Source organism: Buttiauxella gaviniae (assembly GCF_040786275.1).
Taxonomy (GTDB): Bacteria; Pseudomonadota; Gammaproteobacteria; order Enterobacterales; family Enterobacteriaceae; genus Buttiauxella; species Buttiauxella gaviniae_A.
Window position 1 is genome coordinate 4,311,669 of record NZ_JBFMVT010000002.1, and the last position, 12,911, is coordinate 4,324,579.

12 protein-coding genes are annotated in these 12,911 nt (G+C 53.0%); 6 read left to right on the forward strand and 6 right to left on the reverse strand.

Features of this window, described 5'->3' with window-relative positions; genetic code table 11:
- Positions 1–4 precede the first annotated feature (4 nt).
- The 3 genes from AB1E22_RS20375 (at position 5) to AB1E22_RS20385 (ending at position 2,881) form a co-directional block, all read left to right on the forward strand.
- Positions 5–802, forward strand: coding sequence for an ABC transporter ATP-binding protein (locus tag AB1E22_RS20375; RefSeq protein ID WP_437178424.1), 798 nt, complete (start codon positions 5–7; stop codon positions 800–802).
- 118 nt (positions 803–920) lie between these two features.
- Complete coding sequence (locus tag AB1E22_RS20380) at positions 921–1,877, forward strand: ABC transporter substrate-binding protein (RefSeq protein WP_367597040.1); 957 nt, start codon at positions 921–923, stop codon at positions 1,875–1,877.
- On the forward strand, positions 1,877–2,881 hold the full coding sequence (locus tag AB1E22_RS20385; RefSeq protein WP_367597041.1) for a FecCD family ABC transporter permease: 1,005 nt from the start codon (positions 1,877–1,879) through the stop codon (positions 2,879–2,881). Before AB1E22_RS20380 ends, AB1E22_RS20385 begins: the two co-directional genes overlap by 1 nt.
- 39 nt (positions 2,882–2,920) lie before the next feature.
- Here AB1E22_RS20385 and AB1E22_RS20390 read toward each other — a convergent pair whose 3' ends face one another.
- Complete coding sequence (locus tag AB1E22_RS20390) at positions 2,921–3,214, reverse strand: VF530 family DNA-binding protein (RefSeq protein ID WP_367597042.1); 294 nt, start codon at positions 3,212–3,214, stop codon at positions 2,921–2,923.
- A 145-nt stretch (positions 3,215–3,359) separates the two neighbouring features.
- Between AB1E22_RS20390 and dsbG the strand changes: the two genes are divergently transcribed.
- Positions 3,360–4,124, forward strand: a complete 765-nt coding sequence (dsbG, locus tag AB1E22_RS20395) for a thiol:disulfide interchange protein DsbG (RefSeq protein WP_367597043.1) — start codon at positions 3,360–3,362, stop codon at positions 4,122–4,124.
- Positions 4,125–4,226: 102 nt separating this feature from the next.
- Here dsbG and AB1E22_RS20400 read toward each other — a convergent pair whose 3' ends face one another.
- The 4 genes from AB1E22_RS20400 to AB1E22_RS20415 all read right to left on the reverse strand — a co-directional run bounded on the left by AB1E22_RS20400 (position 4,227) and on the right by AB1E22_RS20415 (position 9,763).
- Positions 4,227–5,678, reverse strand: coding sequence for a tagaturonate reductase (locus AB1E22_RS20400; protein ID WP_367597044.1), 1,452 nt, complete (start codon positions 5,676–5,678; stop codon positions 4,227–4,229).
- A 167-nt stretch (positions 5,679–5,845) separates the two neighbouring features.
- Positions 5,846–7,291 (reverse strand): GGDEF domain-containing protein, encoded by a 1,446-nt coding sequence (locus AB1E22_RS20405; RefSeq protein WP_367597045.1) that lies wholly within the window; start codon positions 7,289–7,291, stop codon positions 5,846–5,848.
- 120 nt (positions 7,292–7,411) lie between these two features.
- Positions 7,412–8,338 (reverse strand): glutaminase B, encoded by a 927-nt coding sequence (gene glsB / locus AB1E22_RS20410; RefSeq protein ID WP_367597046.1) that lies wholly within the window; start codon positions 8,336–8,338, stop codon positions 7,412–7,414.
- 48 nt (positions 8,339–8,386) lie between these two features.
- Positions 8,387–9,763, reverse strand: a complete 1,377-nt coding sequence (locus AB1E22_RS20415; RefSeq protein ID WP_367597047.1) for an aldehyde dehydrogenase family protein — start codon at positions 9,761–9,763, stop codon at positions 8,387–8,389.
- Between the two features lie 100 nt (positions 9,764–9,863).
- Between AB1E22_RS20415 and ptrR the strand changes: the two genes are divergently transcribed.
- A complete protein-coding gene (gene ptrR / locus AB1E22_RS20420; RefSeq protein WP_367597418.1) occupies positions 9,864–10,724 on the forward strand; it encodes a putrescine utilization regulator PtrR in 861 nt (286 codons plus the stop codon).
- Here the strand turns inward: ptrR and AB1E22_RS20425 are convergent.
- A complete protein-coding gene (locus AB1E22_RS20425; RefSeq protein ID WP_367597048.1) occupies positions 10,721–11,518 on the reverse strand; it encodes a PhzF family phenazine biosynthesis protein in 798 nt (265 codons plus the stop codon). The genes ptrR and AB1E22_RS20425 overlap by 4 nt on opposite strands.
- 169 nt (positions 11,519–11,687) lie before the next feature.
- Between AB1E22_RS20425 and AB1E22_RS20430 the strand changes: the two genes are divergently transcribed.
- Positions 11,688–12,881, forward strand: coding sequence for a sugar transporter (locus tag AB1E22_RS20430; RefSeq protein WP_367597049.1), 1,194 nt, complete (start codon positions 11,688–11,690; stop codon positions 12,879–12,881).
- Positions 12,882–12,911 lie beyond the last annotated feature (30 nt).

The following is a 12,911-nucleotide window of genomic DNA, read 5'->3' on the forward strand; positions in this document are numbered from 1 at the left end:
GCCAATGAAAGCCCCTGCGCCTGAATGTTTGCTCTGTGTCCGTGACCTTTCCCACCGCTTCAACGGTAAATCGCCGCAGGTGGATGCCGTCTCTTTTGATATTTTTGCCGGGGAGTTTGTCTCGATTATCGGGCCAAATGGCAGTGGCAAATCCACGCTGCTGCGCCTGCTTATCAATGAGCTGCAACCTTCCAGCGGCGAAATCACCCTTCAGGGTAAAGCGTTGCGAGCCATGAAGCCGATTGAACGCGCGCGCAGCGTGGCGCTGTTAACCCAGCATGACAACGCCGATTTACGGCTGACGGTCGGTGAATATGTGGCATTAGGCCGTATTCCCTGGCAGGCGGAGAGCACGAACGCCGGGCATGAAAAAGTGATTACTGATGCGATAAAAGATGTGGGAATTACCCATCTGCAGCAGGTTGCTTTGGGGAAATTGTCCGGCGGAGAGCGCCAACGCGCAGGTTTTGCCCGCGTGCTGGCGCAACAACCGGCGCTGCTATTGCTTGATGAACCCACCAACCATCTCGACCCGCTCGCCCGCCACCAGCTATTAAGCCTCGTCAGAGGAAAAAACATCACTACCGTTGCGGTACTGCACGATCTCGAACTGATCCAGCCCTTCTCAGATCAGGTACTGATGATGAATGCCGGGCAGCTAGTGTGCCGGGGCACCCCCGCACAAGTGCTCGACTCCCCCTGTCTGCAACAGGTTTTTGGGATGCAAAGTTTGCATGTTACGCACCCGAAAAACGGCCAAACGTTGCGAATTTTCGAAGCCCTGCCGTCAGAAATTGATTGAAATACAAATAACTACTCATTATTTGATCTGACCAGATCTATTCATGTCATCAATTCATGTATGGTGCGGCGGTTTAAAGGGGCGAATGAACCACCCGCCTAATGATTCAGGAGTTGATGTGAAAAAAGCTACTCTCGCCGCGTTGCTGACCCTTATTTGTAGCGGCGCCAGCGCGTCCGGATTTCCTGTCACCGTCGATAACTGCGGCAAGCCACTGACGTTTACCCAGGCGCCCAAACGCATGATCGTTCACGACATCAACATGTCTGAAATGGCGTTTGTTCTGCACCTCCAGCCTGAGATAGTCGGGGTTACCGGTATTTCTGGCTGGTACAAAAATATCCCGGCGTTTACCCGTTTACAGGGTTCAATTCCTGAATTAGCCCCCAAATATCCGTCGATGGAAACCCTTCTTGCCGCCAAACCGGATCTCTTCTTTGCAGGCTGGAACTACGGATTGCGTGGCGACGTGACACCGCAGGCCCTGGCAAAATTTAATATTAAAACGCTGATTCTCACCGAGAGTTGCGTTCACGTAGCAGGCCATCATTCTCGCACCACCATGGATTTGCTGTATGGCGATTTGCTGCGGCTCGGGAAAGTTTTTGGTAAAGAAGAAGACGCCATAAAACTGATCGCTGGCTGGAAAAAAGAGGTTGCCGAGTTAACGAAAAAAACCGCAGGACACAAACCCGTGCGTGTTTTCCTCTACGACTCCGGAGAAGATAAGCCGTTTACCAGCGGCGCTTACGCCATGCCAACGGCAATTATCGAAGCCGCAGGCGGTAAAAACGTTATGGATACGCTGGATAAAAGCTGGGCGACGACCAACTGGGAAAGCGTGGCGGCTACGCAACCTGAATTTATTATTCTGATGGACTATCAGTCAGATTATAACGGCGGCCCGGAAGGATTACGGCGTTTCCTTGAGCAGCATCCGTTAATGAAAAATACCCCTGCGGTGATGAATCACCGTTATTTGAAATTGAAATATGCGGAACTGACGCCGGGGCCTGCCAATATTGGCGCGATAAATAAACTGGCCCATGCGCTCTACCCGGCCGCATTTAAGTAATGCCGGGTAATAAGCGTTATTTGCTGGTGTGGATTTTTGCCCCGTTAATATTGGCGGGGCTCACCCTGGCAAGCGTTGCCAACGGGAGCGTGTCGCTCTCTTTTTCAGACGTATTAACCGCGCTCGGTTTGCAGCACGGCGACGTCGACCCGATGATAAAAAGCATCGTGCTTGAACTGCGTTTACCGCGCACGCTGTTGGGCATGATAGCCGGAGCCGGGCTTGCGCTGGTGGGTTCTCTGCTGCAAACCACCACGCGTAACGATCTGGCCGATCCTTTCTTATTTGGTTTATCGTCCGGTGCCTCAGCGGGCGTCGTGCTGGTGATAACCCGCCTCGGCGACAGCCTGGGCGCGTGGACACTCCCCATCTCGGCGTTTGTCGGCGGTATCCTTTCAGCCGCCGCAGTAATGATTATCTTTATGTCGCAGTCTCATAAAGGGGCAGAAAAGCTGATTATCTGCGGGCTGGCCGTCTCCTTTTTATTCGGCGCGTTGACCAATTACCTGATTTTTTCAGGCGATCAGCGTGCGGCGAGTAATGCGTTATTTTGGGCGCTTGGGGGATTAGGTTTTGCCCGATGGGAAAATATCGGCTTTGCCGCCGTGGCGCTGATCATACTGGCGGTGCTGATTTCCCTTCGCTGGCGGGCGCTGGACGCATTGCTTGCAGGTGAGCAGGCGGCGTGGTCGCTGGGGATCAACGTCAATCGTCTGCGAACGGAAGTATTTCTCTGCTGCTCGCTGGCAACGGCAATATTAGTTTCCCTGACGGGTGTTATCGGTTTTGTCGGCTTAATGGTGCCGCATCTGGCGCGCCCATTCGCCGGAGTTCGCCACCGAAGATTATTGCCGCTGGTGGGCATAATGGGCGCAATCCTGCTTTCTGCCGGGGATATTCTCAGCCGCACGCTTACCGCGCCGCAGGAATTACCCATCGGTATTATTACCGCAGGCGTCGGCGGCGTGTTTGTACTGGTTATTTTGCTGCGCAGAGCGGGTTGAAGAAATACCCACGGCTTGCGAGGAGATAATCCCCGCCCGCTATTCTTCCTGACCTTTCTTATTCTGCCAGTTTGCCCAAGGGCTATCGGCTGGAACGTCGTTTGACGCCTCGCTCGCCGTCTCAACCATATCGATATAGAGGTCTTCGACTTCTTTACGCGCCCACGGGGTGCGGCGCAAAAATTTAAGGCTCGATTTCACGCTTGGGTCACTTTTAAAACAATTGATATTGATCCGTTTTGCCAGTTCTTCCCATCCAAAACGCGCGACTAAAGCATTCACAATGGCTTCAAGTGTCATGCCGTGCAGTGGGTCTTTTGATGAGTGGGTCATAATGCGTCCAGTGAGTCTGAATAATTGCGCATACGATAGCAAAATAACGCTCTGGCATCTTTCTAATCGAAAACTTTCCTTCCAGACGGTCGACATGTAGCCTATCCGGGCAAACATTCATCAAAAGAATGATAAGGATGACGTAATGAAAATTGCAGTATGGACTCTGTCGCTCGCCCTGCTTACCAGCACTTCTGCGTTGGCCGCAGAGGCGAAACTCCCTGCCCCAATTAGCGCCTTACAGCAGCAAGGTTTTGAACTGAAAGGTGAATTTAAAGGGCCGGGTAATCTGCCCGGCTACGTGATGCAGTTCCAGGGACAAGGCACGACCGTCTTTCTGACGCCGGATAAACAGCATGCGATTATGGGCAATTTAGTCGATGCCGCAGGTAAAAATCTCAGTGATGAGCAGGTAGAAAAATGGGTGTATGCGCCTATGGCCAAAGAGATGTGGCAAAAACTTGAGAAAAACCACTGGATAGCCGCAGGCAAAGCCGATGCCCCGCAGGTGGTTTACGCCTTTGCCGATCCCTACTGCCCGTACTGCACACAGTTCTGGCAGAACGCGCAGCCGTGGCTGGCGTCTGGAAAAGTGCAACTGCGGGTATTGATGGTAGGTATGTTGCGCCCTGACAGCGGGCAAAAAGCTGCCGCAATTATGATGGCAAAAGATCCGGCGAAAACCCTCGCGGAGTATGAGAACAGTAAGGGCAAAATGGAGCTAAAAATTCCGGCGACCATCAAACCGGAAATCACCAAAGCGCTGGAAGATAACCTGGCATTGATGGATGAACTGGGGGGAACCGCCACGCCGTCTATTTACTACCTGAATAAAGAGGGACGCTTGCAGCAACATCAGGGATTGCCAGATGAAGAAACCATGAAAGTGATTATGGGTGGGGATAAGTAGCGAACGTCGGGTGGCGGCATGAGCCTTACCCGACCTACGAAAGCGGTGGTTCCGCACGATTTGCCGGGTGGATAAGCGACAACGCCATCCACCCGCAAAGTACTAGCAGTAACGAACCAAAGCGGCACGCATGCCCTGAGTCAGAATCACCTGCAGATCTTCACTCACTTTTGCTACCAGGCCTGCAACCTGAGTCAAATCCTGACCCCAGTGGTCGCTGTCGCTCAATACCGTTTCAACCAGTTGTTGCTCGGTAATTTGCTTATCGCCCAGGGAAGCCCAAAGCTGCTGGTAACGCACTAACCAATGCTCGTCATCCTGCAATGGATAGCTTTCGTTGTTGCGCTCGCCTTTGTAGAAGGCAATCAGCGCCGCCAGGGCGAAAGTTAAACGCGGAGGTAACGTTCCGGTCGCCTGCTGGCCTGCCAGCAACTGCGGCAGAATGCGGGTGCGGAATTTCGTCATGCCGTTCAGGGCGATAGACAGCAACTGGTGCTGAATATACGGGTTCTGGAAACGGCTGGTAACGGCCTGAGCAAATGACTGAAGCTCATCACGCGGCAAATCCAGCACCGGAATAATCTCTTCAGCAATCGTTTTTTCCACGAAAGCGCAGACTTCTGCATCGTTCATGGACTCGCCAACGGTATTCAGGCCAGCAAGATAAGCCACTGGAACCAGCGCGGTGTGCGCCCCGTTCAGAATCGCAACCTTACGTTCTTTATACGGTTTGATGTCGTCGACAATCAGCACGTTCAGCGGGAATTTGTTCAGACGCAGTTCTTGCGCCAGCGAGGCTGGCCCCTGGATAACAAACAGGTAGAAGTGCTCGGCGGCGGCCAGGAAGCTATCTTTGTAACCTAAAGATTTTTCGATGTCGGCGGCTTCATCACGCGGATAACCGGTAACGATGCGGTCTACCAGCGTTGAGCAGAAGGTATTGGCGTCATTCAGCCACTGAATGAATTCGGCTGGCAGAGCCCACTCTTGCGCGTAACGCAGCACCAGTTCTTGCAGCGCATCGCCGTTGTAGTCGATCAGTTCGCAAGGAATGATCACCCAGCCTTTATCCGCAGCACCGTTGAAGTGGCTGAAACGCTCGAACAGCAAACGTGTCAGTTTGGCCGGGTAGCTCACCGCTGGCGCATCTTCAAATTTGTCGCCCGCGTGGTAGCTGATGCCCGCTTCGGTGGTATTAGAGAAGACAAAACGCATCTCTGGGTTATGAGCCAGTTTCAGATACGCGTCATATTCTTGATAGACATTGATTTCACGATTAACTGAACGAATCAGGCGCGCATCGCTTACCGCTTCGCCCTGCTCATTCAAACCACGGATCACTGTGGTGTAAAGCCCATCCTGAGTGGATAACGACGGCGGGAAAGCGCTGTCGATTGGGCGAACAATAACCACACCCGCATTTAAGTCGGTGTGTTCATTGAGCAAATCTACTTGCCAGTCGATGAAAGCACGCAGGAAGTTGCCTTCACCAAACTGAATAATACGTTCAGGATATTGAGCGCCAGGGAAATCATTACGATTAAGCGTTTTCACTATGTTGTTCCTTGGTGAGTACAGGTAAACAGCCAGAAATATCCTGCTCAAATTATCAGAACTCAACGTAATGAAACCCCGTTTTGATCAAACTAGAGTTGTTATACCAATTTTTTTATCACACTTTTTTGGTAGAACAACTCTACGCCTGTTTCGGTACCCCTTTTCTACTGCGCGCTGTGCACTTCGAGTGCGTTAAAGGAGGCCATGCTGGTCTGGTTACGCCCGTTGCGCTTCGACAAATAGAGATATTTATCGGCTTCAGCCAGCAGGATATTAAACGCATCTGGCAGCGACTCTTTCTCCGGCGTCGTGGTAGCAAGCCCGATACTGATGGTGATAAACAACGATTGTTGTTGATAGCGGAACGCCGTCAATTCAGTGCTTTGGCGAATTTTCTCCGCCAGAATATAGCTTTGCTCTTCGCAATCCGTACTGCAAGCGACGACAAACTCCTCGCCCCCAAGACGCGCCACCAGGCCTTGATTACCCACCACTTTACTTAACTGCGCGGCAAACGCTTTAAGCACCACATCCCCGCATTCGTGGCCGTAGTTGTCATTAATCCGTTTGAAATAATCAATATCCAGCAGCATGACGCACAGCTTATGTTGGGGAAGATGCATCGACGGCATTTTGGTTTTCAGTGCTTCATAAAGGCCGGAACGGGAATAAATACCGGTGAGATAGTCGTAATCCGCCCTGAGTGAAGTTTGTTTGATCAACCGGTTAATGGCATCCACGCTTACCGACACAATCAGCGGGCAAATTGCCATGGTGGCGATCCCCAGGCGTGCCGAGAACATTTCGCTCACCATCAGCGGCTGATTTTCGTGAATCACCACAATCGAGTTGGCGACCAGAATAATCTCCACTCCGCCGGTCAACAGCGTCAGCAACGCCGTTATCGGCAGCGGGTAGCGAATGGCACACCAGATAAGCGCCGGTAACGGAAACGCCAGGCTCCCGGCTCCGCCGATCGCCACCGACGCGATAACCGAGATAATGACGCCTGATAAAGGGTAAATTTTGGACAAATGAAACGCGGGCATTTTCTCCCACTGCGGCCATTTAGCCATGAGCAGGAAGGGCACCATCAGCACGCCGGTCGAGAACTGTTCGCTAAACCAGTCTGCGAAAAGCGAAAGAAACTGGCGATAGTCCGACGACGGGCCGTTCGAACCTGCCGCGCCTAATAAAGAACTGAGAATAGAACCAATAAGACAGGCATAGAAAAGATTAAACGCATTGAGCGCCCAATTACTCTCATCTTGCGTTCGGGAATAACGTAATAGCAGACGGCTGACGATAATAATAAATACCATATTTGAAAGGTTTATTACCGCAGACTGCCATCCCCAATGCGTGGTGAAAGCGTCATAGACAATCATCGCGCTAAAACTGACGAAATAATAAACCGCCCGATTTAAGAACGGATTGCGTACAAACACTGCAGCCAGCACCGCGTTCAGCGGCCAGAACAGCGACAGCTCGTCAATCAGCCGCAGGGACGCGCCAAAAAAGTAGAATAGCGTCGTCACGAAAAATATATTAATGGCGTTTGCCAACGGTTTTTCAGGCGAAAAGAAAGCCCATTTAGCTTGATTAGACATGCTTGTTTTACTCATATTTATGCATGCACTGCTTCAAGAAATAATAAAACTGGATGAGTGCAAAAAATAAATTCTAGCTTAGCATAGTTTATTTGGGACACGCGTTTCCCCTCTTTACAGTCAGAAGATCGATCGGCCAATGCGCTGGGCCAGAATCTCAAGGGCTGCCGTTCCGGCAAGGGAGTTCCCCGAGGTATCTAACTCCGGGCACCACACCGCAATCGACATCTCATGCGGAACGATAGCGATAATCCCGCCGCCAACGCCCGATTTCCCCGGCATCCCCACCCGATAGGCAAACTCACCGGCGCCGTCGTACATCCCACTGGTCACCATCAGGGCATTAATTTGCCGTGCCTGTTGCGCCGTAATAATCGGCTCATCAAGATGTAAAGCTCGCCCCTCGTTTGCCAGAAACAGGAATGTTTTTGCAAGCTCAAGGCAGCTCATTTTTAAGGCGCAATAATGGAAATAATTTTGTAAGACTGTAATCACATCATTTTCGAAATTACCGAATGATTTCATCAGCCAGGCGATAGCTGCGTTACGCGCTGAATGTTCAAACTCAGATTTTGCCACGCGTGCGTCGTAGGCCAGATCGGGCTGCTCCGCCATCGTCCGCACCACTTCCAGCATGCGCTGTTTGGGCGCACTTAACCGGGTTTGCAGCATGTCGCACACCACTAGCGCTCCGGCATTAATAAACGGGTTGCGCGGTTTACCCTGTTCAAGCTCAAGCTGGAGCAAGGAATTGAACGGCTGGCCGGACGGCTCTTTCCCCACGCGCTGCCAGATTTCGTGCTCTTCATAACGCCCCATCGCCAGCGTCAGACTGAGTACTTTGGAAATGGACTGGATAGAAAAGCGTTCTGCTGCCTCTCCGGCGCTAAAAACTTCACCGTCTACGGTACATACTGCAATCCCGAGCTTATTTCCGGGGATTTCGGCAAGTGCCGGAATATAATCGGCCACTTTGCCACGGCCAATTAAAGGCCGTACCTGGGTGAGAATATCTTCCAACAGTTGATTATTGAGTAAACCTGGCACCACAAGCTCCTGATCTGGCGGGTTTTAAGCCCGCCAGTATATCAGAAGCTAGCGGCGGTCTTTCCATACTGTCTGCACATTACAAAACTCATGCAGGCCAAAATGAGAAAGTTCACGCCCGAAGCCACTTTTCTTCACACCGCCAAAGGCAACGCGCGGGTCGCTTGCGCTATAGCCGTTGATAAACACGCCGCCGCATTCGAGGCGAGCCGCAAATTCATCCGCACGTTGTGCATCGGCGGTGTAAACCGTCGCTGAAAGGCCAAAATCGCTATCGTTTGCCAGATCCAGTGCGTGCTGTGCATCGCGAGCAAGAGTAATCGCCGCCACGGGGCCAAACAGCTCTTCGCGAAACGCCACCATCTCCGACGTCACGTTTCCTAAAACCGTCGGCGCGTAGTAATTCCCTTCGCCCGCGATTTTCTCTCCCCCCAGCAACAATGTCGCCCCCTGATTAAGTGACGTTGTCACCTGCTGATGCAGTTCATCCCGTAAGTCATACCGCGCCATAGGGCCGATAAATGTCTTTTCATCCTCCGGATTGCCGAGGAGTAAAGCCTGCACCGCAGCGAGGAATTTCTCGGTGAAGGCGTCTGCTATTCCCGCTTCAACAATAAAGCGTTTCGCCGCCGCACAGACCTGCCCGGTATTCTGGAAACGCCCAACCACAGCCGCTTTTACGGCTTCATCAAGATTCGCATCGTTGAGGACGATAAACGGATCGGAACCGCCTAACTCAAGCACGCATTTTTTCAGTGCCGCCCCGGCCTGAGCACCGATTGCGGCTCCGGCACGCCCGCTGCCCGTTACCGTTACGGCGGCAATGCGGGAATCGTTGATGGCATGGCTGACACCTTCCGGCGTGACGTTAATCACGGCGAATAATTCCTGCGGGAACCCCGCTTCAGCAAACAGTTGTTTTATCAGCAACGCGCTGCCCATTACGTTTGGCGCAGGTTTCAGAACGTAACTGTTCCCGGCCAACAAAATGGGCACCGCCCCACGCAGCACCTGCCAGAGCGGGAAGTTCCACGGCATCACGGCGAGAATGGCTCCCAGCGGGCGATATTCAATCACCGCCCGCTGGTTTTTTACCTGCGTGCCTTCGGTCGCAAGCATTGCCGGGCCATGTTCTGCGTACCAGTCGCATAAACTGGCGGATTTCGCCACTTCAGCGCGCGCCTGGGCAATCGGCTTACCCATTTCAGCGGTGATCATTTGTGCCATCGCTTCGGCGTTATTGCGCAGCGCAACGCCAAGAGCCCGCAGTTTATCTGCCCGTAACGTCAGCGGTACGGTACGCCAGTGCTTAAAAGCACGGTGGTTGCTCGCAAGGGTTTTATCCAGCGCTTCAATAGTCTCAAACGGCGTAGTGGAAAGTGTTTCACCGGTTGCCGGATTAATGGAAATTGCGTGAGTGTTCATGGTGTCTCCTGCTTTTGTCGATGCGTTCACCTTAAACCGGCGTGACAATCATGAAAAATGAATAATAATGAGCGATTCATTCACGAAACGAGAAAGCCCTATGGATCTCACGCAGCTTGAAATGTTCAACGCGGTGGCGGAAACCGGCAGTATCAGCGCGGCGGCCATAAAGGTTCACCGCGTCCCTTCCAATCTCACCACGCGGATAAAACAGCTTGAAGCTGATATCGGCGTGGATCTGTTTATCCGTGAAAACCAGCGTTTACGCCTCTCCCCGGCTGGGCATAGTTTCTTGAGTTACAGCAAGCGGATCCTGGCCCTGGTGGATGAAGCGCGGATGGCGGTTTCTGGCGACGAGCCGCAAGGCACTCTGACGCTTGGGTCGCTGGAGAGCACCGCCGCCGTGCGTATTCCTGGCGTGCTGGCGATGTTTAACCAACGCTTCCCCAAAATCCAACTGTCTTTGGCAACCGGTCCATCGGGGGATCAAATTGACGGTGTGCTGGATGGCCGACTCTCAGCCGCGTTTGTCGACGGGCCAATACTGCATCCGTCGTTAGAGGGCATCGCCGTTTACGAAGAAGAGATGGTGATTGTCGCCCCCGCCGATCGCGCCGTTATTACGGATGCCAGAGAAGTGAGCGGCGCAAACCTCTATGCGTTTCGCGCAAACTGCTCTTATCGTCGACATTTCGAAAGCTGGTTCCACGCGGGGCAATCTTTACCGGGGAAAATTCATGAAATGGAGTCATACCACGGAATGCTGGCGTGCGTGATAGCCGGAGCGGGCATCGCGCTGATGCCGCGCAGCATGCTGGAAAGTATGCCCGGTAGCCACCAGGTGTCTCTCTCCCCGCTGCCCGCCGAATGGCGCTACCTGAATACGTGGCTTATCTGGCGGCGCGGGGCCAAAACCCGACAACTGGAGGCGTTTATCGGGTTACTCGAACAGGCGTCTTAGCGGCACAGAAATATTTTGCCGGACAGATAAGTGGTTGCCTGTCCGGCGATCAGCACTCTGTCGCCCATTAGCTGGCAGCGTAAATCCCCGCCGCGTTTTGAAACCTGGCGCGCGTTCAGCCGGGTTTTACCCAGCCGTTCAGCCCAGTAAGGAATCAACATGGTGTGCGTTGAACCCGTGACGGGGTCTTCGGTGAGCGCCGCCGCAGGGGAGAAGAAACGGCTGACAAAATCATACTCGTCACTATCCGCTTTTGCGGTGATACAGACTTTTTGGTTAAGGGTGAGCATCAGTGGAATATCGGGCTTTACCGCTTCAACCTGCTGCTGGGAATCAAGCACCACAATATAATTGCGGCCTAAACGCACTTCCTGATACTCACCAATCCCAAGCGAATCCAGCAAGGCCTGCGGCGGCTCAACCGGCTCACTGCCTGCTGCCGGGAAATCGAGCGTCAGCCAGTCACCGCTGCGCGTCACGGTCAGCGGCCCCACGAATCGCGTCTCGAAGTGAATGGTGGTTTCCGGGTAATTGAGATATTCAAAAATCACATGCGCGGAGGCAAGCGTCGCATGGCCGCAGAGATTTATCTCCCCTTGCGTAGTGAACCAGCGCAGTTCAAAGCCGTTATCGGTGGTCACAAAAAATGCCGTTTCCGACTGATTATGCTGCCGCGTCATGGCCAGGAGCGTTTCATCCGGCAACCATTCCGTCAGCGGGCAGACCGCCGCCGCGTTACCGCCGAAGGTGGCGTCCGTAAACGCATCTACCATATAGAAATCAATTTCCTGCATCGCTTTTCACCGTATGGGGGTCAATGGAAACTACCATGCCATGAGATATAGGATTTCCTGCATAAATAAATGCGAGTTATCTCACAAAACAGGTTGTATGGCCGGATTGATGGTTTTATGATCGCCTGCTCTCCAAACCTTTTTCTATCAACGCGAAAGCTATCTATTTATGACAATCAACAACGTCTCACGCAAAACGGCGTGGCTACGCGTCGTTACGCTCGCGGTTGCGGCCTTTATTTTTAATACCACGGAATTTGTGCCCGTCGGTTTGCTGTCTGACATCGCGAACAGTTTTGGTATGGAAACCGCGCAGGTCGGCATCATGCTGACGATTTATGCGTGGGTGGTGGCGCTCATGTCATTGCCGTTTATGTTGATGACCAGCCAGGTCGAACGTAAGCGCCTCTTAATCAGCATTTTTATACTGTTTATTGCCAGCCACGTGCTCTCTTTCGTGGCCTGGAACTTTACCGTGCTGGTTATCAGCCGGATAGGTATCGCTTTTGCCCACGCGATTTTCTGGTCGATCACGGCTTCTCTGGCAATTCGTATGGCTCCGGCCGGGAAAAAAGCCCAGGCGCTGAGTTTGATTGCGACCGGTACTGCGCTTGCGATGGTGTTGGGTTTGCCGCTCGGGCGCGTGGTTGGGCAGTATTTTGGCTGGCGCACCACGTTCTTCGCCATCGGGGTGATCGCCGCCATAACGCTGTTCTGCGTGATCAAACTTCTGCCGAAATTACCAAGCGAACACTCTGGTTCGTTGAAAAGTTTGCCGCTGCTGTTTCGCCGCCCGGCGCTGGTCTGCCTGTATGCCCTGACCGCCGTGGTCGTCACCGCGCATTACACCGCTTACAGCTATATTGAACCGTTCGCGCAAAGTGTTGCGGGGCTGAGTGCCAATATGGCAACGCTCCTGCTGCTGGTGCTTGGCGGGGCCGGGATTATCGGCAGCGTGATGTTCGGCAAGCTGGGCAACCAATACGCCTCGACGCTGGTCAGCGGGGCCATCGGCCTGTTAGTGCTCTGCCTTGCGTTACTGTTACCTGCGGCGCAAAACACCGTCAATCTGACGATTCTGTGCCTGTTCTGGGGCATCGCCATCATGGTGATTACGCTCGGGATGCAGGTTAAAGTCCTGACCCTGGCACCGGACGCGACCGATGTGTCGATGTCGTTATTCTCGGGGATTTTTAATATCGGGATTGGTGCGGGTGCACTGGTTGGAAATCAGGTCAGCCTGCATTATGAGATGTCGAGTATCGGGCTGGTCGGTGCGGTTCCCGCGCTGTTCGCCCTGGTTGGCTCGGTGTTAATTTTCCGCCGCTGGCCGGTGTCACTTGAAGAGCAGCACAGCCATTAATGGTTTTTACAGGGCAACGGCGATAACCGC

Bases quoted from the DNA above. Each gene is read 5' to 3' on its own strand.
- ptrR (WP_367597418.1), top strand. From the start codon at position 9,864: ATGGATCTCACGCAGCTTGAAATGTTCAACGCGGTGGCGGAAACCGGC.
- AB1E22_RS20375 (WP_437178424.1), top strand. From the start codon at position 5: ATGAAAGCCCCTGCGCCTGAATGTTTGCTCTGTGTCCGTGACCTTTCC.
- AB1E22_RS20415 (WP_367597047.1), bottom strand. From the start codon at position 9,763: ATGAACACTCACGCAATTTCCATTAATCCGGCAACCGGTGAAACACTT.
- AB1E22_RS20425 (WP_367597048.1), bottom strand. From the start codon at position 11,518: ATGCAGGAAATTGATTTCTATATGGTAGATGCGTTTACGGACGCCACC.
- dsbG (WP_367597043.1), top strand. From the start codon at position 3,360: ATGAAAATTGCAGTATGGACTCTGTCGCTCGCCCTGCTTACCAGCACT.
- AB1E22_RS20405 (WP_367597045.1), bottom strand. From the start codon at position 7,291: ATGTCTAATCAAGCTAAATGGGCTTTCTTTTCGCCTGAAAAACCGTTG.
- AB1E22_RS20390 (WP_367597042.1), bottom strand. From the start codon at position 3,214: ATGACCCACTCATCAAAAGACCCACTGCACGGCATGACACTTGAAGCC.
- AB1E22_RS20385 (WP_367597041.1), top strand. From the start codon at position 1,877: ATGCCGGGTAATAAGCGTTATTTGCTGGTGTGGATTTTTGCCCCGTTA.
- AB1E22_RS20430 (WP_367597049.1), top strand. From the start codon at position 11,688: ATGACAATCAACAACGTCTCACGCAAAACGGCGTGGCTACGCGTCGTT.